Below are 21,547 nucleotides of genomic sequence, written 5' to 3' on the forward strand. Positions count from 1 at the left end.
CATAAACAAGACATCATCATGAGCCAACAACTGCAAACCATCATCGACCAGGCCTGGGAAAACCGCGCCGAGATCAATCCAGGCAACGGCACGGCCGAACTGCGCGACGCCGTCTCCCACGTCATCAATGGCCTGGACAACGGCAGCATCCGCGTGGCCGAAAAAACCACGGGCGACTGGGTGGTCAACCAGTGGGTCAAGAAAGCCGTGCTGCTGTCGTTCCGCCTGGAAGACAACGTCGTCCTGCCGTCCGATGGCACGATGCAGTTCTACGACAAGGTTCCGACCAAGTTCGCCAACTACACCAAGGAAGACTTCGTCAAAGGCGGTTTCCGCGTCGTGCCGCCAGCCGTCGCCCGCCGCGGCAGCTTCATCGCCAAGAACGTCGTGCTGATGCCGTCCTACGTCAACATCGGCGCCTACGTCGATGAAGGCGCCATGGTCGACACCTGGGCCACCGTCGGCTCCTGCGCACAGATCGGTAAGAACGTCCACCTGTCCGGCGGCGTCGGCATCGGCGGCGTGCTGGAACCTATGCAAGCGAACCCGACCATCATCGAAGACAACTGCTTCATCGGCGCCCGTTCGGAAATCGTCGAAGGCGTGATCGTCGAAGAAAACTCGGTCATCTCGATGGGCGTCTACATCGGCCAGTCGACCAAGATCTACGACCGCGCCACGGGCGAAGTCACCTACGGCCGCGTGCCAGCCGGTTCCGTCGTGGTCTCGGGCAACCTGCCTTCGGAAGATGGCAAGTACTCGCTGTACTGCGCCGTGATCGTCAAGCGCGTGGATGCAAAAACCCGCGCGAAAACGGGCATCAACGAACTGCTGCGCGGCATTTAATTACCGCACTGCGAAGTATCGGTAACACTTGAATGTCCCGCTTCGGCGGGACATTTTCATTTCCTACTGGCAACTTCAATCGTCGCGCAGCCATCGCCCATCCTGTCCTATACTGGATGGCATGAATACACCTCCCGTCCTGATCGTCGGCGCCGGTCCTACCGGTCTCATGCTGGCCTTGCGCCTGGCGCGCCATGGCGTCGATTGCCGCATCATCGACAAGAACAGCGGTCCGGGCCAGGCGTCGCGGGCCATGGCCGTGCATGCGCGCACCTTGGAGTTTTACCAGCAGCTGGGCTTTGCCGATGAACTGGTCAGCCTGGGCATCAAGATCAATGCCATGCACATCCACGAAGGCGGCGAGGAGTTGGTGAAACTGGCGCTGGGCGAGATCGGCGAAGGCTTGAGCCCCTATCCTTTCGTACTGAGCTTGCCTCAGGACGAGCATGAACGCTTTCTGATCAGCAAGCTGGCGGCGGCCGGCGTGCACGTGGAATGGAACGTCGCGCTGGACCTGTGGACGCAGGACGATAGCGAAGTGCAAGCCATCGTGCTCAAGGACGGCGAACGCCAATATTGCACGTTTAACTACATTTGCGGCTGCGACGGCGCCCGCAGCAAAGTGCGCGAGATCGCCGGTTTCGAGTTCTCCGGCGGCACCTATGACCACCTGTATTACGTGGCCGACGCGCAAGTGGCCGGCAAGAACACGGATTTGCACGCCCACCTGGGCGCGAACTCGTTTGCGCTGATGCTGCCCGTGCGCACCAGCGGCATGCAGCGCCTGATCGGCATCCTGCCCGACCGCCCCGATGGCGCGCCGGCGCCCGTCTTCGATGACGTGCGGGAACAGGTGCAAACCTTGCTGGGCATCGAGGTCGAGCACGTGAACTGGTTTTCCACGTATAAAGTCCATCACCGGGTGGCGGCGCAGTTTCGCGAGCGGCGCTGCTTCATCCTCGGCGACGCGGCCCATTTGCACAGCCCCGTGGGCGGCCAAGGCATGAACACGGGCCTGGGCGACGCCGTCAACCTGGCGTGGAAGCTGGCGCAAAAGCTGCGCGGACAAAGCAACGACGCCCTGCTCGACACCTATGAAAGCGAGCGCATCGTGTTTGCCCGCAAGCTCGTCGCCACCACCGACCGCGCCTTCCAGGCCATCGTCGCGCAAGGCATGGCCGGACAATTCCTGCGCCGCTGGCTGGTGCCGCATGCGCTGCCCTTCCTCTCGGGCTTCGGGCGGGCGCGCCGTTTGCTGTTCAAAACAGTGTCGCAGATCCAGATCAGCTATGAAGACAGCGCCCTGTCCGCAGGCCACGCGGAATACCTGCGCGGCGGTGACCGCCTGCCATGGTTTTCCGACGGCACGCAAGACAACTTTATCGCCCTGCGCAGCATGGATTGGCAATTGCACATCTATGGCGAAGCGGCGCCCGAATTGCTGGACGAAGCACGCGTGCTGAAACTGCCCGTGCATTGCTACACCTATAACGTGGCCGCCAAGCTGGCGGGCCTGGGCCGCGACGCGGCCTACCTCGTGCGCCCCGATGGCCACATCGCGCTGGCCCTGCACCTGCAGGAAAGCGGCGCCCTGCGCGCCCTCGCCTTGCGGCTGGGCCTGCATTTCGGTCCGGCCGAATCGGGCAAGGCGGCGCCACGGCCTGTGTAGGGAAAATCACCGGGCCGTGTTGCACTGCCGCATTGACTGCGCATCAACTGTATAATGGCGGCGACCATCGCATTTTTCCCTGGCGCAAGCGCCGCGATCAAGCGAACCGCATTCATTCCCCTTAGCCCTACCCATGACGACCATTACACTCTACGGTATCCCCAACTGCGATACCGTCAAAAAGGCCCGCACCTGGCTGGCCGCGCAGCAACTCGATTTCACCTTCCACGACTTCAAGAAGCAGGGCCTGGAACGCGCGACAGTCGCAGCGTGGCTGCAGCAATTGCCATGGGATGTGCTGGTCAACAAGAAAGGCACGACCTGGCGCGCCCTGTCCGACGAGCGCAAGGCGTCCACCGTCGATGCGGCCAGCGCTCTGGAGCTGATGCTGGAAAACCCGTCCATCATCAAGCGCCCCGTGCTGGACAAGGATGGCCAGTTCAGCGTGGCGTTTTCGGATGCGCAGTACAAGACCATTTTCTCGCTGTAACCCTCTAGTTGACCACCGGAACGAAGTTGCCGGCACGACCTTACCCATGACCACCTCCAAAACCCTCGCCCTGACCGAAAAACTGATCGCCCTGTCCTCGGTCACGCCCGACGACAAGGGCTGCCAGCAGCACCTGATCGACATCCTCACGCCGCTGGGCTTTGTCTGCGAGACGATACAGTCGAACGACGTCACCAACCTGTGGGCACGCCGTGGCACGACTTCTCCCGTGTTCGTCTTTGCCGGCCATACGGACGTGGTGCCGACCGGCCCCGTCGAGCAATGGCGCTCGCTGCCCTTCATTCCCACCCACCGCGACGGCAAGCTGTACGGCCGTGGCGCGGCCGACATGAAGACATCGATCGCCGCCATGGTGGTCGCTTGTGAGGAATTCATCGCCGCCACGCCCGAGCATACTGGCTCCATCGCGTTTCTGATCACCAGCGACGAGGAAGGCCCGGCCACGGATGGCACCGTCATCGTGTGCAACAAATTGAAGGAACGGGGCGAGCAGATCGACTATTGCCTGGTGGGCGAGCCGACGTCGAGCGCGCAGCTGGGCGACATGATCAAGAACGGCCGCCGCGGTTCGCTGTCGGGCCGTTTGACGATCAAGGGCGTGCAAGGCCATATCGCCTACCCGCACCTGGCGAAAAACCCGATCCACGAAGCGGCGCAGGCGCTGGCCGACCTGGTCGAAGAGAAATGGGACGCCGGCAACGAGTATTACCTGCCGACGTCGTGGCAAATGTCCAACATCAACGCGGGCACGGGCGCCAATAACGTGATTCCCGGCGACATGGTGATCGACTTTAACTTCCGCTTTTCCACGGCCAGCACTGCGGAAAACCTGCAGGAACGGGTCCACGCCATCCTCGACAAGCATGATTTGCAGTACGATTTGCAATGGACCCTGAGCGGCCTGCCCTTCCTCACGCCGCGCGGCACTTTGAGCGATGCGCTGTCGTCCGCGATCCTGGAAGAAACGGGCCTCACGACGGAACTGTCGACCACGGGCGGCACCTCGGATGGCCGGTTTATCGCGCAAATCTGCCCCCAAGTGATAGAATTCGGGCCGCCCAATGCCAGTATTCACAAGATCGACGAGCACATCGAACTGCGCCACATCGATCCCCTGAAGAATATTTACCGGCGCACGCTGGAGCATTTGCTGCCCGTCTGAACCAGAATACCGAGGCCCGTCACGGCGGGCCAGAACACCGTCTTTTCGAGAATGCCATGACCCCGAACCCGTTTTCCACGCCACGCGACCTGCTGCGCTACGCCGTTACCCGTTTCAATACCGCCAAGCTGTTTTTCGGCCACGGCAGCGCCGAAGCGTTCGACGAGGCGGCCTATTTGATCCTGCACACCTTGAAGTTGCCGCTCGACAAGCTCGAACCGTTTCTCGACGCCAAGCTGCTGCCATCGGAAGTGGCCAGCGTGATGAGCGTCATCGACCGTCGCAGCATTGACCGCGTGCCAGCCGCCTACATCACCAAGGAAGGCTGGCTGGGTACGTATAACTTCTACGTGGACGAGCGCGTGATCGTGCCCCGTTCCTTCATCGCCGAGCTGATCCCTGAATACTTCTCGCCATGGGTGGCGGAACCGGAAGCCGTGGAAAACATCCTGGAACTGTGCACCGGTTCGGGCTGCCTGTCGATCATGATGGCCGACGCCTTCCCGAACGCCACGGTCGATGCCGTGGACATTTCCGCCGACGCGCTGGCCGTGGCCAAGCGCAACGTCGACACGTACAAGTTGCAGGACCGCGTGAACCTGATCGAATCGGACCTGTACACGAACGTGCCGGCCAAGAAATATGATTTGATCATCAGCAACCCGCCGTACGTGAATTCCGCGTCGATGGGCGCCCTGCCCCAGGAATACCTGGCCGAACCGCAAATCGCCCTCGACGGCGGCAGCGACGGCATGGACCTGGTGCGCAAGATCATCGCCGGCGCGGCCGAGCGCCTGACGGACGACGGCATCCTGATGATTGAAATCGGCAATGAACGCGCATACGCGGAAGCGGCCTTCGGCGAGCTGGGCCTGACCTGGCTGACGACGAGCGCCGGCGACGACATGGTATTCCTGCTGACGGCCGAGCAGCTGAAGCTGGGTTGATCGACTTGGTAGGTCGGATTAGCCCGAAGGGCGTAATCCGACGGGCACGGCGCCACTTGTCGGATTACGCTACGCTAATCCGACCTACCTGAATTTTACGGCGAGGGTTAAACCCCAGCCTTTACAAAGAAAAAAATGATACGTTTCCTACAAGTAAGCCTGATGCGCGGCATCAAACCGTTGCTCGAACAAGTCGACGTCACCCTCAATCCGGGCGACAAGATCGGCCTGATCGGCGCCAATGGCGCGGGCAAATCGAGCCTGTTCGCCATGATGCGTGGCGAATTGCACCCTGACCAGGGCGAGATCGATTTCCCGGCCAAATGGCGCGTGGCTTACGTGGCGCAGGAAACGCCGCCGCTGGACCGTGCCGCGCTCGACTATGCGATCGATGGCGACATCACCCTGCGCAAACTGGAAGCGGAACTGACGCGCCTGGAATCGGAACCGGCCACGTCGGAAAACGGCATCGCCATCGGCGAAATCTACAGCGCGCTGGCCGATGCCGACGCGTATACCGTGCAGTCGCGCGGCGAGCAATTGCTGCTGGGCCTGGGCTTTACCCTGGACCAGATGCAGCAACCGGTGGCCAGTTTCTCGGGCGGCTGGCGCATGCGCTTGAACCTGGCGCAAGCGCTGATGTGCCCGTCCGACCTGCTGCTGCTCGATGAACCGACCAATCACTTGGATCTGGACGCCATCATCTGGCTGGAAGACTGGCTCAAGCGCTACGCCGGCACCTTGCTGATCATTTCCCATGACCGCGACTTCCTCGACGAAGTGGTCAACGTCGTTGTGCATATCGATGAACGCAAGCTGAAACGCTATTCGGGCAACTATTCGAGCTTCGAGCGTCAACGCGCGGCACAGATGATCCTGGCCGCCGGCGCGCTGGAAAAGCAGCAGCGCAAGCGCGCCCACCTGGAATCGTTCGTGAACCGCTTCAAGGCGCAAGCGTCGAAAGCCCGCCAGGCGCAAAGCCGCATGAAGGCGCTGGCGAAGATGGAAGAGCTGGCGCCGCTGCGCGCCGCCGCCGAATTCTCGTTCGAATTCCGCGAGCCGCTGAGCGCGCCGAACCCGCTGCTGGTGATGGAAGACGTCGATGCGGGCTACAAGATCGAAAACGAAGCGACGGGCGAGATCACGCATAAAACCATCGTCAACGGCATCAAGTTTTCGCTGCAGATCGGCCAGCGTATCGGCTTGCTGGGCCAGAACGGCGCCGGCAAATCGACCCTGATCAAGACCATCGCCGGCGAACTGATGCCGTTGACGGGCGACGCCACCATGGGCAAGGGCCTCAACATCGGCTACTTCGCCCAGCACCAGGTGGAAATGCTGCGCCATGACGAATCGCCGCTGTGGCATCTGGCGAAGATCGCCCCGACCGTGCGCGAGCAGGAACTGCGCAACTTCCTCGGCGGCTTCAACTTCCCCGGCAACATGGTGACCGCCTCGATCGCGCCGTTCTCGGGCGGCGAAAAAGCCCGTCTGGCGCTGGCCCTGATCGTCTGGCAGCGTCCTAACCTGCTACTGCTCGATGAACCGACCAATCACCTGGATCTGGAAACGCGCGAAGCGCTGACGGAAGCGCTGGCCCAGTTCGAAGGCACGCTGGTCGTCGTATCCCATGATCGCCACTTGCTGCGCGCCACCACGGACGAATTCATCATCGTTGCCGACGGCAAGCTGCAGCCGTTCGACGGCGACCTCGATGACTACAAGGACTGGCTGTTCAAGACCAAGCTGGGCAAAGGCACGGACGTGCTGCCGGCCGCCGGCAAGGCCAACAAGACCGACTTCCCCGTGGTCTCGCCCGTCGTTGCCGCAGCAGCCCCTGCCGCGCCCGTGCGCGACAAGCGCAAGGAAGCGGAAGAGCGCCAGAAAGCCGCCGCTTTGCGCAAGCCGATCGAAAACAAGATCAAGCGCCAGGAAGAGCAGATCGCCAAGCGCAATGCGCAAAAGGCGGAAACCGATGCCAAGCTGGGCGAGCCGACCATCTATGACGCGGCCAACAAGGCGAAATTGAAGCAACTGCTGGCCGACCAGACCTTCTTCACCAAGGACCTGGCGCAGCTGGAAGCGGAATGGCTGGACTTGCAGGATCAGTTAGAGAAACTTGGCTAACACCAAACACAAAGACGACCCCAGGGTCGTCTTTTTTTATGCCGCCTGCATGGGGCTGGGGCTGCGGATCGCCATCAGGCGGTCGATGTCGACGAGGATCAATCGGCGCCCCGCCACCGTGCCCAGGCCCAGCAGGTAATCGGCTTCCGCCTCGCCTAGGCCAGGCACGGCGGCGATGTCGCCGGGTGCCAGGCTGACGATATCGGTGACGCCATCGACCACCATGCCCATCACGCCATTGCTTAGCTGCAGGATGATCACGTCGGTGGCCGGATCGGGCGCACCGTGGGCGCTGCCGAACGCGGCGCGCATGTCGACGATGGGGATGATCACGCCGCGCGAGACGGCCACGCTGTGCAGCACTTCCCCTTCCGAGGAAAAACGGTCGAGTTCCTTCAGCGGACGCAATTCCCGCACGCGGCGGTAATCGAGGCCGTATTCCAGGCCGCCCAGCCGAAAGCTCAGGTACTGCGTCAGGGATTGCGCGGTTGCGGCGCCAGGCGTGATCGTGGGCTGCATGGTGTTCCTTTCATCCGGTAAGCGCTGCCAGGATGCGCAGTGGCGCAACGTTGGCCCCATGCTAACCAGCATCGCCGCAAGCGGCGTTGAGAAACATCAACTTTCCCGGAAGACATCATCGGCTGGCCGCCCGGCATTGCGCCGGCGCAGCCATCTTCCCTTACAATACCCACATCATTCCCCCACAGGCAGGCCATGCAACACCTCGTCAACCCCGCTGAAGTTGAATTTTCCGCCATCCGCGCCCAGGGCCCGGGCGGCCAGAACGTCAACAAGGTGTCCAGCGCCATCCATTTGCGCTTTCCGATCGCCGCCTCGTCGCTGCCGGAAGCGTACAAGGAACGGCTGCTGGCCCTGCGCGACAGCCGCATCAGCAAGGATGGCGTGCTGGTACTCAAGGCGCAGCAATCGCGCAGCCAGGAGCAGAACAAGGAAGAAGCGTTGCGGCGCTTGCAGGAAATCATCGACAGCGTGACCTTCCTGCCCGCCGTGCGCCGCGCCACCAAGCCCACGCGCAGTTCGCAACGGCGCCGCCTCGACAGCAAGAGCACGCACAGCGTGCTCAAGCAATCACGCGGCAAGGTGACGGATTAAACGCTACGGTGGTGGCTGGTAAGTCCAGTCCAGGCTGCCCGTGCTGTCCGCGAATACGGGCTGCGTGGCCGGCGTGGCGCTGCGCAGCAAGGCCTTGATCTCCTTCGGCGGCCGGTCGTAGACCTTGGCCGGCCCTGGCGGCACGACTAGGGCGCGCACCGTCGTCTCGCCATCGATCAGGCCCAGGCTGCAGCGCGACTGGCCCGCCGTCGCTTGCCGCTCCTGGCGCATTTGTTCCACCAGCGCCAGCATCTGCGCGTGCAGGATTTCCGACTGTTTTACCTCCACGCGCAGCCGCGCCACCTCTTTCAGGACGGGAGCGATGCGCGCGGCCAGTTTGTCGTACTGCAGCTGTTGCGCTGGCTGCAACTGCAATTCGCCGCGCCGCAGCTGGCCCGCCAGGGTCAGGTAATTGCGCACCTCGGGCAATTGCGCGATGGCATCGATTTCCTGCTGGCGCTTGTGCTGCACCTGCAGGTAGTGCGCCGCCTTCGCCTGGCTTTCCGCAATCTTTTGTTCCAGGGCGCTCAAATCAGGTACGAGGGGAAAGAGCAGCATCTCCACCTGCTTGCGGGGACCTGCGCTGCCGATGCGGATGGTGCGCGCCGCCACGGCGCAGCCTTCGGCCAGCTCGATGACGACCTCGTCGGCGATGATCTCGCAATTGCTGGCGCTGTCGATCACCACGCGCGTGCCGGCGATGACGCAGCTTTCCGCGCGCTTCACGTGTACTTCGCCGCTCAGCGCCTGCAGCACGGAACCGGAAGCGACGCCCTCGACGCGCACGTCGCCATCCGCATTGAAGGCCGTGCCACCCACCAGGTTACGGTGCAACCATATTAACCCGCCATGCGAGTGCAAATGGCCATACACGTCGCCATGGATGGTGATGTCGCTGCCGTCGAGCTGGCGCTGCTCCTGCACTTCGCCGTACTCCTCGTAGGCGGCGCGCAGCTTCAGATTGCCCGTGGTGCGGCTGCTGACGCCTTCGCGGCTGACGATCTTGTTTTCGATCGCCATCTTGCCGTGCTCATCGACATTCACATAGCCATCCTGGGTGGCAACGAGGAAATTGCCATCGCTGAAATGCTCGACCGCCGTGCCTGGCCCCGCCACTGTGGCCAGGTCCAGTTCCTGCGGCGCGGGCGGCGGCAGCGCCTTGCCGGCCAGGTCGTAGCCAGGCAAGCCGGCCGTACCGGGCAGCAGACGCAGCAGGCGCGCATGTTTTTTCACCTGCGGAAAGCGGTTCTTGAAGCTGAGCAAATCCAGGCGGCCATCGGAGCGTTCGCGCGGCGCATCGTCACGGTGGATGCCTTGCGACACTTCAACCAGCTGGGCGTCCCGGCCCGGCTGCGGCGGCAGTACCCGCGCCACCGTGATGCGCTCGGCCTTGCCGCTGGCGAGCATGGCGCGCACGGCCACGCTATCGATACCGTAGTGCACGCCCTTGCACCACAGATCGGCCACCAGCTCGTCAAACTCGCGGCGCGCCGCCACCTGGCCATCCGCGTCCGCAAGCAAGGTTTCAAAGTAAAACTCGGCGCTGTCGCCACGGATCTTGACCTGTTGGTACAGCGCGCGGCGCGGAGGCGGGAACGGCGCCACGCGCACGGCAATGCGCAGCAAGGCATCGCCCTTGGGCGCGGCACGGGGGACAGGGGCGTGAAACAGGGTCAGCAGGAACAAACCGTAATCGAGGCCGGCCAGCAACTGGCCCGACTGGAACAGCTGGTCGACGGCGGCGCGCAGCTGCGCCGGCGCCAGCGACAGGTCCAGGAACACTCCCTCGTCGCGCTGGAGCAGGCCGAGCGGCAAGCCGCCTGCGGGGGCCGCATCCGGAACCGGTGTGTCGTCGTCGCTCACCACTTGCCTCCCCCAGCAACAATGTCAGAGAATTACCTCATTGCGTTAGAACAATATCACGGGGCGGCGCCGTGTGCCTGGCTCAGCAATAATGTTGGCGGCCAAATGCAGACAGGGCCATGTCTTGCGAGATGGCCCTGTCGGATGGGGTGCATGGTGCCTAGCGGCGCGGCGGATTCGAGTAGATGTCCTGGCCCACTTCGTTGATCTGGCGGCGCAGGTCGCGGCGTTCGTCTGGCGTCATGCGGCCCGTGCGGCGCGAAGCGTCGGCGCCTTCGTTGGCGCGGCGCTGCTCTTCGGCGCGCGTGTCGAAACTGCGTGCGTCACGCTGCTCGCGCAGTCGCGTATCATTACTGTTGCTGCGCTGTACCTGTTCATACCGCTGGGCCTGCATTTGCTGCTGGTCGTCACGGCGCGGTGGCGGCTGGTTTTGTGCCGACGCCAGGCTGGCGGCAAACACGGAACACACGGCAAATGCGGACAGCACAGATGTACGTGCGGCAATAGCTGCGCTGGGAGCGGCGTGAATTTTTTTAGTAAAGATATTCATTGAGTTCCTCTTCCGCGATGCCGTATAAACTAAAGCTGATTTCCACTGTGGCCCCAGTGTATGATGCTTTACACGGTGCAGTAAGAGTAATTGGGTAAAGTTTGTAACACTTTGTAATGGGTCGCCACAGCCCCTTGCCGACGCCGCGCGAGGCGTTACTATAGCAACTAATATAAGATAACACGACACCTTAAATGACCACAACCTCCACTACCGGCAGCAATACAACAACGCAATCGATCCACGGCCACCAGGCAAAAATCATGGTGGTCGATGACGATGTGCGCCTGCGCGACCTGCTGCGGCGCTACCTGACCGAACAGGGCTTCAATGTCTTCACGGCAGAGAGCGCGACGGCCATGAACAAGCTGTGGCTGCGCGAACGCTACGACTTGCTGGTGCTCGACCTGATGCTGCCCGGTGAAGATGGCCTGTCGATCTGCCGCCGCCTGCGCGGCGCGGGCGACCAGACGCCGATCATCATGCTGACGGCCAAGGGCGAGGACGTGGACCGCATCGTGGGCCTGGAAATGGGTGCCGACGACTACCTGCCGAAACCATTCAATCCGCGCGAACTGGTGGCCCGCATTGGCGCCGTGCTGCGCCGCAAGGGTCCCGATGAAATCCCGGGCGCGCCGTCGGAAACGCCGCAAACCTTCGAGTTCGGCGACTTCGTGCTGGACCTGGGCACGCGTACCCTGAAAAAGAATGGCGAAACGGTGCCGCTGACGACCGGTGAATTTTCCGTGCTGAAAGTGTTTGCCCGCCATGCGCGCCAACCGCTGTCGCGCGAAAAACTGATGGAACTGGCGCGCGGCCGCGAATATGAAGTGTTCGACCGCAGCCTAGACGTGCAGATTTCGCGCTTGCGCAAACTGATCGAACCCGACCCGTCGAGCCCGCTGTTCATCCAGACCGTGTGGGGTCTCGGCTACGTCTTCATCCCGGACGGACAGCCGCGCTGATCGCAGGCGAGGCATGATGAAGCTTGTTCCCGATATCAGCCTGGCGCGGCTGAAAAGCGGCCTGTTCTGGCGCACCTTTTTGCTGCTCGGCACCTTGACCACCGTCAGCATGATCACCTGGATCGGCATGATTTCCGTCATCCAGCGCGAGCCGCAGGCGCAGCAGATTTCCGCCCAGATCATTTCCGTCGTCACCATCACGCATGCGGCATTGACGCACTCGGCTCCCGAGCTGCGGCGCGAGCTGCTGTTCGACCTCGTCAGCAATGAAGGCATCCGCATCTTCTCGCTGGAAGAGGACGACCGCATCGAGCCGCCGCCCGACAATTACCTGATGCCCGACATCGAGGCGCTGGTGAAGGCCAAGCTGGGCAAGGACACGCGCTTTTCCGCGCGTGTCAATGGCGTGGCCGGCTTCTGGGTCAGCTTCAAGATCGACGACGACGAATACTGGCTGATGCTGGACCGCGAGCGCCTGCGCGGCCTGACGGGCTTCCAGTGGCTGGGCTGGGCCAGCCTGGTATCCCTGCTGTCCCTGCTGGGCGCGGCCATCATTTCCAGCCTGATCAACCTGCCGCTGTCGCGTCTGACGGCGGCCGCGCGCGACATCGCCAAGGGCAAGCAGCCGGCGCCGCTGCCAGAAAAGGGGCCGATCGAAATCATCGAGGCGAACCGCAGCTTCAACCAGATGGTCGATGATTTGAAACAGGTGGAATCGGACCGCGCCGTGATTCTGGCCGGCATTTCGCATGACTTGCGCACGCCGCTGGCGCGCATGCAGCTGGAAGTGGAAATGGCCAATCTGTCGGACGAGGCACGCGAAGGCATCCAGTCCGATATCGGGCAAATGGACGCCATCATCGGCCAGTTCCTCGACTATGCCAAGCCGACGGAAGCGTCGAGTTTTACGGACGTCGACCTCAGCGGCTTGCTCAACGACATGACGCGCGAAGCGATGCGCCTGCCGGACGTGAAGATCAACGCCACCATCGCCGATGGCGCACATGCGATGGGCAACCCCACCGACTTGCGCCGCGTGCTGAACAACCTGATCGAGAATGCGCGCCGCTATGGCAAGACGCCTGGCAGCGAGATGACGGAAATCGACATCGCCTGCCACGTGCGCACCAGCCACGGCGCGAAAAAGGTGATCATCGAGGTGCAGGATCACGGCACGGGCGTGCCGGCGGAAAAGATCGAGCAGCTGATGAAACCGTTCACCCGCCTCGACACGGCGCGCGGGCAGGCCAACGGCGCCGGCCTGGGCCTGGCCATCGTCGACCGCGTGCTGCTGCGCCACGGCGCTGAATTACAGGTGCGCAACCGCGAAGGCGGCGGCCTGGCGTTTCAAATCAGCTTGCCAGCGGCGTAAAAATAATCGCGCCAGCGGTGCGGGCGAGGTAGGTCGGATTAGCGGGAACCGCGTAATCCGACCTACGCTGCGCCAACATCACCGCCACCCAGCAGCAATCAAGCCGACGCCTGCTCCTGCGCCAGCAATTTACTCATCAACAATTCCGTCGCCCCATAGCCGTACAGGGAATCGCTTTCCATGCCCGGCGTATCGAAGGGAATCGATTCCTCGCGGTTCAGCTTGGCAGGATCGGCATCCGCATAGCTGGCGCGCCAGGCGCGCTGCAAGGATTCGTTGCGGCGGATAAAGGCCGGCATGGGCCAGTCGTCACGGTTCCAGTGGGGACTGTCGCCCAGCAGGGGCCAGCGCTCGTTGAGCAGGGCCATGTCGCCCGTGCGCAGGCGGCGCACGGCCTGTTCCGGCCGCAAGCCTTCCAGCTCGCCCAGCGTGGGCAAGCTGTCGCGCTTCGGCCCGAACATATACGCCAGCATGATGCGCCCGGCAGGCGCCCTGCGCGCCACCACGCCGACGGCATAACCGCCGCCCGGCAGGGGCACGGCAAACCAGCTGCCTTCTCGGTATGGTAATGATTTCATTTCTAAAAGCCCCCTGTAATACACCGGACAGCCGCTGCTGTCCGGCGTTAAATTTAATTAGGGGCACAGTCTACGCGAAGCGATGCGAAAGTGGCGCATGGTACGCCACAACAACAAACCAATAGTTACAATATTTTCTCGTCATAGTGATACTGGGCAACAATCGGCCCCGCCTTGAACAGCGCTTCCTTCATGGCCGTGTCCAGGCGCGCATCGCGGCGGCGCATCCATTCGAGCAGCATGGCCGCTTCCTTGCGGCTCGTGTCGCCCGCATGCGCGAGCACGCGGCGCAGTTCCGGGTCCGTGCACGCCTCGAAACGCTGGCTATTCAAGTCCAGCGCCTGCAGCGCGGCGATGGTGGCGCCGATGGCGCGGTGCATGTCGAGCGCGGTGGCCGGCAGGCCGGATTCTTCCAGTGGGACGGTGGTCATGCGCATTCCTTTTCGCGTGGTGGTGACATCGGCTGCATTCTCCACCGCGCGGGCGAAAAGCTCAAGCGTCCACGACACGTTTCCACCCGTTCGGCCATAATCATGGCTCAGCAACAGCCTAAACCTCAGCGGCAGGAGCCCCATGTTCAATTTCGACTTTTACAATCCGACGCAAATCCTCTTCGGCCAGGGCCAGATCGCCGCCATCACGGCACTGATCCCGCCCCAGGCCAGAGTGCTCATGACGTATGGCGGCGGCAGCATCAAGCAGAACGGCGTCTATGATGAAGTCAAGGCGGCGCTGGCCGGGCATACGATGATGGAGTTTGCCGGCATCGAACCCAATCCCAGCTATGAAACCCTGATGCAGGCCGTGGCCCTCGTGAAAAGCGAGCGCATCGATTTCCTGCTGGCCGTCGGCGGCGGCTCTGTGGTCGATGGCACCAAGTTCATCGCCGCGGCTGCCCTGCATGAGGGTGAGGCGTGGGACATCCTGGCCAAGGGCGGCAAGATCGTCGAGGCCGCCCTGCCCTTCGGCACCGTATTGACTTTGCCGGCCACGGGGTCCGAAATGAATGGCTCGGCCGTGATCACGCGCAAGGCCACGCAGGAAAAGCGCTCGTTCATGAGCCGCAAGGTGTATCCGAAATTCTCCGTGCTGGACCCGTCGAAAACGTTCACCTTGCCGCTGCGCCAGGTAGGCAATGGCGTCGTCGACGCGTTCGCGCATGTGATGGAGCAATACCTGACCTACCCTGTGAACGCCTCCGTGCAGGACCGCTTTGCCGAAGGCATCCTGCTGACCCTGATCGAGGAAGGCCCGAAGGCGCTGTCGCATCCGGATGACTACGACGTGCGCGCCAACGTGATGTGGAGCGCCACCCTGGCCTTGAACGGCCTGATCGGCGTGGGCGTGCCGCAGGACTGGTCCACGCACGCCATCGGCCACGAATTGACGGCCTTGTACGAGCTCGATCATGCGCAAACCTTGGCCATCATCCTGCCCAGCATGCTGCGCGTGCGCAAGCAAGCCAAGCGCGCCAAGCTGCTGCAGTACGCGGCCCGCGTCTGGGGCCTGGACGGCGGCGACGAAGATGGCCGCATCGAGGCGGCCATCGCGCGCACGGAATTCTTCTTCCGCCACATGGGCGTCAAGACGCGCCTGGCCGACTATGGCCTGAACCACGCCAGCGTGGACGCCGTCGTGTCCGCCCTGGAAGCGCACGGCATGACGGCGCTGGGCGAACAGCGTGAAATCACGCCCGCCATCAGCCGCAAGGTGCTGGAACTGAGCCTGTAGATCGCACCACACTGTTGTAAAACGGTCAGCAGGGTGGGACAGCTGGCCGTGCTTCATGCTAAGCTGTCGTTTCGCTAGGGGTCCTGGAGCAGTCATCCGGGTGAGAGATACCCTTCGTACCTGATCTGGATAATGCCAGCGAAGGAAAGCGCAAAGTACCTCCCTCCTTTGATAGCTCCTGCGTTGGCGCCAGCCGAACAAGCAGCCTGCCGTGCTCCTTACAGAGACGGCTTGAACCACGAGCAATCTATGTCCACACCGAATTTATCCGTTTCTGTTTTGACCCTGGCGATCCTGCACGCGTTTGCCGCACCGGCCTTTGCCGCGAATGACGCCGCCGAAGCCGCCGACCCGCAGGCCCAGAGCATGGCCGAAGTCGTCGTCACGGCCAGCAAGGCGCCCGCCGTCAAGCGCGCCTCCGTCGGTGGTTTTTCCGACGCGCCGCTGCTGCAGACGCCGGCTTCCGTCACCGTCATTTCGCAGAAAGACATGCAGGACTTGCAGATCCGCAATCTCAGCGATGCCGTCAAGCTCGACGCCAGCATCAACGACGCCTACAACGCTGTCGGCTATGCAGAACAGTTTTCCATCCGCGGCTTCAAGCTCGACAACAATTCCAGCTACCGCAAGGATGGCGTGGCCATTCCTGGCGACACGCAAATTCCGCTGGAAAACAAAGAACGCATCGAAGTACTGAAGGGCCTGGCAGGCTTGCAGGCTGGCGTGGCCGCGCCGGGCGGCGTGATCGACTTCATCGTCAAGCGCCCCACCGCCGCACCGCTGCGCACCGTCACCGTGGAAACGCGCGAGCGCGGCACCCTGTACGGCGCCATCGACCTGGGCGGCCGCCTGGAAGACACGCGCTTCGGCTACCGGGTCAACGTGGCGGCCGAGCGCCTGCGCTCCTACATCAAGGGCGCGGACGGCAACCGCAAATTCATTTCCGGCGCCTTCGACTGGCAGATTTCGCCGCAAGCCCTGCTGCAACTCGATGCCGACTACCAGGACAAGGCGCAGGCGACGGCGCCCGGCTTCCAGCTGCTGAATAACACGACCTTGCCGACCGGCATCAGCGCCGACGCCATGCTCAACCTGCAGCCGTGGACGCGCCCTGTGGAAACCGTCACGAGCAATATCGGCCTGCGCTTCCAGTACGCGTTCAATGACGACTGGCGCGCCACCCTGTCGGCCAACCAGCACTCGTTCAAGCGCGACGACTACACGGCCTTCCCGTACGGCTGCAGCGGACAGGAGCTGTACCCTGGCTTCTGCGGCAATGGCGACTACGACGTGTATGACTACCGCAGCCTGGGCGAGACGAAAAAGCCGCTGAGCGCGCAAGCCATGATCCAGGGCAAGTTCGCCACCGGCTCCCTGCGCCATGAATTCACGGCCGGCGTCTCGACCTTCCGCCGCAAGGACCGCGCGGGCCTGTACGTGTATGACTGGGCTGGCGTAAGCAACATCTACCACCCGCAGATCGTCGCCATGTCGACCGGTGTGCAAGGCCCCGTACGCCTGGTGCGCAAGGACACGGAAAACTCCGTCTTCGTGCAGGATATCGTCAGCCTGGCACCGAACTGGAAGCTGCATGGCGGCTTGCGCCATATCGACGTCGACGGCTACCAGTATGTACTGAAGGCCGACAAGGAAATCCGCGCCAAGCACGATTTCCTGCTGCCGAACGTCTCGCTCGTCTACACCCCGCTCGACAATGTCTCCGTGTATGCGGCCTATTCGCAAGGCATGGAACATGGCGGCACGGCCGACCGCAAGGCGATGAATGCCAACGAAGAACTCACGCCCAGCCGCTCCAAGCAGATCGAGCTTGGCGCGAAGATGGATGTGACGCCGGACTTCATGGTCGCGGCCAGCCTGTTCCAGATCCGCAAGGGCCTGGAATTCCAGAATGCCGCAGGCTACTTCGTGCGCGAAGGCCAGGCACAGCACCGTGGCCTGGAATTGTCGGCCCAGGGCAAGACATCGTCCAAGCTGAGCCTGGGCGCCTCCGTGACGGCCCTGAACAGCCAGCAGTCGGGCACGGGCAACGCCGCCCTCGATGGCAAGCGCGTGCCCAACGTGCCGGCCTTCAAGGCAGCCGTGCATGCGGACTACGCCGTACAACAGGTGGCGGGCTTGAGCGTCAATGGCAGCTGGGAGTTTGCTAGCAAGAAAGCGTTTGAGTACAACAACACGACCTTCGTGCCGTCGTACAACGTGTTCAACCTGGGCGCCGCCTGGGCCACGCGCATCGCCGGCACGCGCACCGTGCTGCGCGCCAGCGTCAACAACGTGGCAGACAAGTTCTACTGGCGCGACGTGACGCCGGAATCGGACGGCTATCTGTATCCGGGCGCCAGCCGCACGTTCAAGGTGTCGGCGCAGTTCGACTTTTAATTGAGGGAAATGGCAGGCGCTGCAGCTAGCGCCTGCTGCAGCAAAGGCGCCGCCTGTTCCAGGCGCGCCTCCAGGCTGTCGTGCAGCACGTGGTACACAATGCCGCGCGCGTCGAGCTCGTCGAGCAGGTAGCGGTAGATCAGCTGGCGCACGGCTTCCGACTCACGCTGCAAGCCATCGGCCACCCACGGGCTGTCGGGCGCCGTCACCAAGGTCAAATCGTACTGCGTGGCATCGGCCAGCGTCGCCAGCTGTGCATCGGCCCCATGGAAATAATGGCGGCTGTAGACGACCGTCATCAACGGCGTCGTGTCGCAAAACAGGAAGTTGCGCGCTTGCGCGGCGGCTGCCGCCTCGCGTTCGACTTGCGTGCGCGCAATGCCAAACTGGTCGGCCGAGACGGGCACCCTGCCCTGCGCCTCGACAAATTCACGTAAATACTCAGGCACCCAGACGGTGCCGTAGCGCTCGGCCAGGGCGGCCGCCAAGGTCGACTTGCCTGACGATTCCGCGCCCAGGATGGCCACGCGCACGCAACGATCCATCACTTGAGGACCATCGCGCTCGGAGCGGCCGGCGCCGACTTCCTCCACGCCAGCAAGCCAATGATGGCCATCACGACGAAGAACGCATACAGCACGGCCGTCAGGGTCAGGCCCTTGTGCAGGTACAGCCACACGTACAGCACGTCGACGATGATCCAGGCGATCCAGTTTTCCAGCTTTTTGCGCGACAGCAGGAATTGGCCCACCAGGCTGCCTGCCGTGAGGAAACCATCCGCATGGGGCACGTCCGTATCCGTCGTCGTCAGCAGCCAGGCGATCAACAGGAAGCCGACCAGCCAGCCCGCGGCGCAGGCCAGCCAGCCGCGGCCATTCAGGCGCGTGACGGGCAGGGTCTTGCCGCCGCTGGCCGGATGCAGCCACTGGTACCAGCCCCAGAACGAGACGCTGATGAACAGCAGTTGCAAAGCCATGTCGCCATACAGGCGCGACTCGAAAAACACGAAACCGTAGGCGGCCGAGGAAATGATGGCGAACAGCCACGCCCAGTGATTCTGGCGGATGTTCAGCGCAACGGTTGTCAGTGCCAGGACAAAGGAAATCAGTTCAAGCGGCGTGGTGGCAAAACCCAGCAGGAGAAGCGTATCGTTCATGGGAATCGTGATGAGGCTGGTGGTGCAGTATGCAATACCGGCCATGAATAAGCAAGATTGCCCGCAGCGTCAGCCCCGCCCCTGCCTTGTTCAACCGGCTCAGGCAAAGCCTCCCTTGACGGCGCGCGCCAGCGTACGCCGCACAACCAGCTTGTGAAATGGCCGGATCAGCAGGATGTAGCTGCGCCCTATCCAGTTATGGCAATGCACGACGGTGGAAAAGGTGATGCTGCCATGCAGCCCCGCATCCCGGTTGCGCAGCACGGACAAACGGAAGTCCAGGTGGCTGTCGTCCTCGCCCACGATGATTTCGTCATCGCTGACAGCGTAGATGCGAAAGATGCCGATGCGTCCATCAGGCTTGGCCGCCAGCTGTTTCGCCGTCTTGATGCCGAAGGGCGTGACAATAATGTCGCGCAGCGCCAGCAGCCACTGCGCCCAGCGCGGCTGGCTGCACAGCACCACGCGCGCCAGGGCCTGCATATCCATCTGCCGCACGCCAGCGCTGGGCAGGCCGACGGCATACGCGTCGGCCAGGTTGCTGCCCTGGTACAAAGGGGCGATGCTGGCGCCGGGCGGCATGGCCACGGCGCGTACCACGTTGCTCATCTCTTGCATGTGCTCTCCATGTGTTCAGTGATAACATGGCCATCATACACGACAATGTGAACAGCGATAACATAGAATGACGATAACGACTACCTATCATCACGGCAACCTGCGCGACACCCTGGTCGCCGCCACCATCGCGCAACTGGCGCAGCAGCACGACGCCACCCTCTCGCTGCGCGAACTGGCCCGCACGGTGGGCGTATCGATCGCCGCCGTGTACCGCCACTTCCCCAGCAAGGAAGCCTTGCTGGCCGAGGTGGCGGCGGCCGGTTTCGCCAGCCTGATCGCCAAATGGGAGGCGGAACTGCCGCCGCAGGGCAGCCTGCCCTCCGAGCAGCGTTTTCAGCTGCTGGGCAAGCAATACATCGAATTCGCCCTGGCTTCGCCGGCCCACTACCGGCTGATGTTCGAGCACCAGGACGTGCGCCAGTTCCCCGCCCTGCTGGAAGCGGCGCAAGCGTGCTTCCAGTACGTGCTGCAAACGGCCGGCGCCGCCGTGCGCGAAGCGGGTCTCGATCCGCGCTGGGACAAGGCCGCCGCCAGCGCCGGCTGGTCGCTGGGCCACGGCTACGTGATGCTGCTGCTCAGTGGCCGGCTGGCCATGGCGGACGGTGGCGACGACCTGTCGCCAGCCATGGTGCCGCGCTTTTTCCAGTTGCCGGTAGAGGCCTTGCGGCAGGCGCGTCAGCAAGCGGGAGAACAGCCATGATGACCATCGCCAGATGCGCCCGCTGATCATGCAGGATCCCATGGACTCATCCACTGTCCCCGGCACCGAGGGCTATGCGGAAAATGCAGGAGGGCTCATCGCCCGATATGAAAGCGTTGCCTTCCTGGATAAATACCGCCCCGTTGCCCATCTCTTGCCGACGCGGCCAGGCGCCGTGCTCGACATCGGCGCGGGAACCGGCGGCGACGCGGCGTGGCTGGCAAGCCTGGGACACACGGTGATCGCGCTTGAGCCCGTTGCCGCCTTCCGCGCGGCGGGCATGCAGGCGCATGCCCTGGCCAACCTCGAATGGATCAACGATAGCCTGCCCGCCCTGTCCACGATAGGCGCGCGCCACACCAGGTATGACTTGATTGTCGTCGCTGCCGTCTGGATGCATCTGGCGGCGGAAGAAAGGATGGAGGCGATGGGCAATATCAGCACATTGCTCAAGCCCGGCGCAGTACTCGTCATTTCCCTGAGGCATGGTCCGCCCCCGAAAGGCCGCCGCATCTTTGACGTATCCGCCAGTGAAACGGCAGACCTGGCAATGCGGCATGGGCTCAAGGTCATGCTGAGCACGCAGGCGCCATCCGTCCAGCCGCAGAATCGCCAGGCGGGGGTGAGCTGGTCCTGGCTTGTCCTTGAGAAATGATTCAAGCTGAAGCAGCATGCACCAGGGAGCTGACAAAGCAGGCACTCAGCCGAGACCAGCCATTATTTTTGAAACGCCGTCAATTTATGCACAATATATCGATAGACACTCTCTCCGTGATCGCCAGGCAATGCATTGCCGTGACGTGCCTGCAGCGCTTTTGCCTGCGCTTCGACATTCACCATCCGGCGCTGTCCGCGTTCGCCGGCCACATATGGAAAATAACGCAGGTCGCGCCCGGAGATTTTGCGGCCTGGGAGCGCGGCTTTGCTTCCCTGGCCGTGACGGGCATGGGCGATCCCTGGCCGGACGACATCCGCACGGCGATACCCGGGCACCTGCTCGGCGCGCTGGAGCAGCTTGTTCAGCATGTGCTGGAAACGAGCGCCTGTACCTGGCATGGCGACGACCTTCCGGCAAGCCGGCGCCAGCTGGAAGCCGTGCTTGACATCTGTGTCCGGCATGATGTGGCGGTACCGCAGCTGGCGCACTATGCGCAGCACGATGCGGCGCCGCGCGGCGGCTGGGGGCCGATGCTCACGAACGAAGAAGTCAGGGCCTGGAAAGCCCTGATATAGCAGTCA

General features: G+C 62.9%; 22 protein-coding genes and 1 riboswitch. Of the genes, 14 read left to right on the forward strand and 8 right to left on the reverse strand.

Features of this window, described 5'->3' with window-relative positions; all coding sequences use genetic code 11:
- Positions 1–18: 18 nt before the first annotated feature.
- The 6 genes from dapD to AC54AG_RS20335 all read left to right on the forward strand — a co-directional run bounded on the left by dapD (position 19) and on the right by AC54AG_RS20335 (position 7,262).
- Positions 19–846, forward strand: a complete 828-nt coding sequence (gene dapD / locus AC54AG_RS20310; RefSeq protein WP_035820379.1) for a 2,3,4,5-tetrahydropyridine-2,6-dicarboxylate N-succinyltransferase — start codon at positions 19–21, stop codon at positions 844–846.
- Positions 847–967: 121 nt separating this feature from the next.
- On the forward strand, positions 968–2,515 hold the full coding sequence (locus tag AC54AG_RS20315; protein WP_496631449.1) for an FAD-dependent oxidoreductase: 1,548 nt from the start codon (positions 968–970) through the stop codon (positions 2,513–2,515).
- Positions 2,516–2,648: 133 nt separating this feature from the next.
- Entirely contained in the window at positions 2,649–3,005 is a 357-nt protein-coding gene (locus AC54AG_RS20320; protein WP_319992842.1) for an ArsC family reductase, read from the forward strand.
- Between the two features lie 46 nt (positions 3,006–3,051).
- Positions 3,052–4,188 (forward strand): succinyl-diaminopimelate desuccinylase, encoded by a 1,137-nt coding sequence (gene dapE, locus AC54AG_RS20325; RefSeq protein ID WP_034749837.1) that lies wholly within the window; start codon positions 3,052–3,054, stop codon positions 4,186–4,188.
- A gap of 56 nt (positions 4,189–4,244) precedes the next feature.
- On the forward strand, positions 4,245–5,135 hold the full coding sequence (gene prmB, locus AC54AG_RS20330) for a 50S ribosomal protein L3 N(5)-glutamine methyltransferase (protein ID WP_034749843.1): 891 nt from the start codon (positions 4,245–4,247) through the stop codon (positions 5,133–5,135).
- A 135-nt stretch (positions 5,136–5,270) separates the two neighbouring features.
- A complete protein-coding gene (locus AC54AG_RS20335; RefSeq protein WP_034749846.1) occupies positions 5,271–7,262 on the forward strand; it encodes an ATP-binding cassette domain-containing protein in 1,992 nt (663 codons plus the stop codon).
- Positions 7,263–7,298: 36 nt separating this feature from the next.
- On the opposite strand, the gene AC54AG_RS20340 is transcribed toward AC54AG_RS20335, so the two are convergent.
- Positions 7,299–7,781, reverse strand: a complete 483-nt coding sequence (locus tag AC54AG_RS20340) for a chemotaxis protein CheW (protein WP_496631450.1) — start codon at positions 7,779–7,781, stop codon at positions 7,299–7,301.
- A 195-nt stretch (positions 7,782–7,976) separates the two neighbouring features.
- Between AC54AG_RS20340 and arfB the strand changes: the two genes are divergently transcribed.
- The gene (gene arfB, locus AC54AG_RS20345) at positions 7,977–8,375 is read left to right on the forward strand and encodes an alternative ribosome rescue aminoacyl-tRNA hydrolase ArfB (RefSeq protein WP_034749850.1); all 399 of its coding nucleotides are present in this window, start codon (positions 7,977–7,979) and stop codon (positions 8,373–8,375) included.
- Positions 8,376–8,378: 3 nt separating this feature from the next.
- Here the strand turns inward: arfB and AC54AG_RS20350 are convergent, their stop codons facing one another.
- Together AC54AG_RS20350 and AC54AG_RS20355 are read right to left on the reverse strand one after the other, a co-directional pair.
- Positions 8,379–10,238 (reverse strand): flagellar assembly protein A, encoded by a 1,860-nt coding sequence (locus tag AC54AG_RS20350; RefSeq protein ID WP_496631451.1) that lies wholly within the window; start codon positions 10,236–10,238, stop codon positions 8,379–8,381.
- Between the two features lie 160 nt (positions 10,239–10,398).
- On the reverse strand, positions 10,399–10,788 hold the full coding sequence (locus AC54AG_RS20355) for a hypothetical protein (RefSeq protein ID WP_034749853.1): 390 nt from the start codon (positions 10,786–10,788) through the stop codon (positions 10,399–10,401).
- 263 nt (positions 10,789–11,051) lie between these two features.
- Between AC54AG_RS20355 and ompR the strand changes: the two genes are divergently transcribed.
- Complete coding sequence (gene ompR, locus AC54AG_RS20360) at positions 11,052–11,753, forward strand: osmolarity response regulator transcription factor OmpR (RefSeq protein ID WP_223278807.1); 702 nt, start codon at positions 11,052–11,054, stop codon at positions 11,751–11,753.
- A gap of 13 nt (positions 11,754–11,766) precedes the next feature.
- Entirely contained in the window at positions 11,767–13,125 is a 1,359-nt protein-coding gene (locus tag AC54AG_RS20365; protein WP_034749859.1) for a sensor histidine kinase family protein, read from the forward strand.
- Between the two features lie 98 nt (positions 13,126–13,223).
- On the opposite strand, the gene AC54AG_RS20370 is transcribed toward AC54AG_RS20365, so the two are convergent.
- Positions 13,224–13,703 (reverse strand): Imm26 family immunity protein, encoded by a 480-nt coding sequence (locus AC54AG_RS20370; protein ID WP_331777955.1) that lies wholly within the window; start codon positions 13,701–13,703, stop codon positions 13,224–13,226.
- Positions 13,704–13,828: 125 nt separating this feature from the next.
- On the reverse strand, positions 13,829–14,134 hold the full coding sequence (locus tag AC54AG_RS20375; RefSeq protein ID WP_034750230.1) for a ferritin family protein: 306 nt from the start codon (positions 14,132–14,134) through the stop codon (positions 13,829–13,831).
- Positions 14,135–14,276: 142 nt separating this feature from the next.
- Here AC54AG_RS20375 and AC54AG_RS20380 point away from each other — a divergent pair, with 142 nt between their 5' ends.
- On the forward strand, positions 14,277–15,434 hold the full coding sequence (locus AC54AG_RS20380; protein ID WP_331777956.1) for an iron-containing alcohol dehydrogenase: 1,158 nt from the start codon (positions 14,277–14,279) through the stop codon (positions 15,432–15,434).
- A 66-nt stretch (positions 15,435–15,500) separates the two neighbouring features.
- Positions 15,501–15,598, forward strand: a riboswitch (TPP riboswitch).
- Between the two features lie 85 nt (positions 15,599–15,683).
- Entirely contained in the window at positions 15,684–17,831 is a 2,148-nt protein-coding gene (locus AC54AG_RS20385) for a TonB-dependent siderophore receptor (RefSeq protein WP_331777957.1), read from the forward strand.
- On the opposite strand, the gene AC54AG_RS20390 is transcribed toward AC54AG_RS20385, so the two are convergent.
- The 3 genes from AC54AG_RS20390 to AC54AG_RS20400 all read right to left on the reverse strand — a co-directional run bounded on the left by AC54AG_RS20390 (position 17,828) and on the right by AC54AG_RS20400 (position 19,605).
- Positions 17,828–18,376 carry an AAA family ATPase gene (locus tag AC54AG_RS20390; RefSeq protein WP_331778094.1) on the reverse strand — a complete coding sequence of 183 codons (549 nt, stop codon included), beginning with the start codon at positions 18,374–18,376 and terminating at the stop codon, positions 17,828–17,830. The genes AC54AG_RS20385 and AC54AG_RS20390 overlap by 4 nt on opposite strands.
- Positions 18,376–18,987 (reverse strand): nicotinamide riboside transporter PnuC, encoded by a 612-nt coding sequence (pnuC, locus tag AC54AG_RS20395; RefSeq protein ID WP_034750234.1) that lies wholly within the window; start codon positions 18,985–18,987, stop codon positions 18,376–18,378. The genes AC54AG_RS20390 and pnuC overlap by 1 nt, the downstream gene beginning before the upstream one ends.
- 99 nt (positions 18,988–19,086) lie before the next feature.
- Entirely contained in the window at positions 19,087–19,605 is a 519-nt protein-coding gene (locus AC54AG_RS20400) for a DUF2867 domain-containing protein (protein ID WP_331777958.1), read from the reverse strand.
- A gap of 67 nt (positions 19,606–19,672) precedes the next feature.
- On the opposite strand from AC54AG_RS20400, the gene AC54AG_RS20405 reads away from it, so the two are divergent.
- The 3 genes from AC54AG_RS20405 to AC54AG_RS20415 are packed head-to-tail and all read left to right on the forward strand — an operon-like array spanning position 19,673 to position 21,541.
- Positions 19,673–20,308, forward strand: coding sequence for a TetR/AcrR family transcriptional regulator (locus tag AC54AG_RS20405; RefSeq protein ID WP_331777959.1), 636 nt, complete (start codon positions 19,673–19,675; stop codon positions 20,306–20,308).
- Between the two features lie 40 nt (positions 20,309–20,348).
- Positions 20,349–20,963, forward strand: a complete 615-nt coding sequence (locus AC54AG_RS20410; RefSeq protein WP_331777960.1) for a class I SAM-dependent methyltransferase — start codon at positions 20,349–20,351, stop codon at positions 20,961–20,963.
- A complete protein-coding gene (locus AC54AG_RS20415; RefSeq protein ID WP_496631452.1) occupies positions 20,960–21,541 on the forward strand; it encodes a hypothetical protein in 582 nt (193 codons plus the stop codon). The genes AC54AG_RS20410 and AC54AG_RS20415 overlap by 4 nt, the downstream gene beginning before the upstream one ends.
- Positions 21,542–21,547: the final 6 nt, after the last annotated feature.

It is taken from the genome of Janthinobacterium sp. BCJ23, assembly GCF_059617945.1.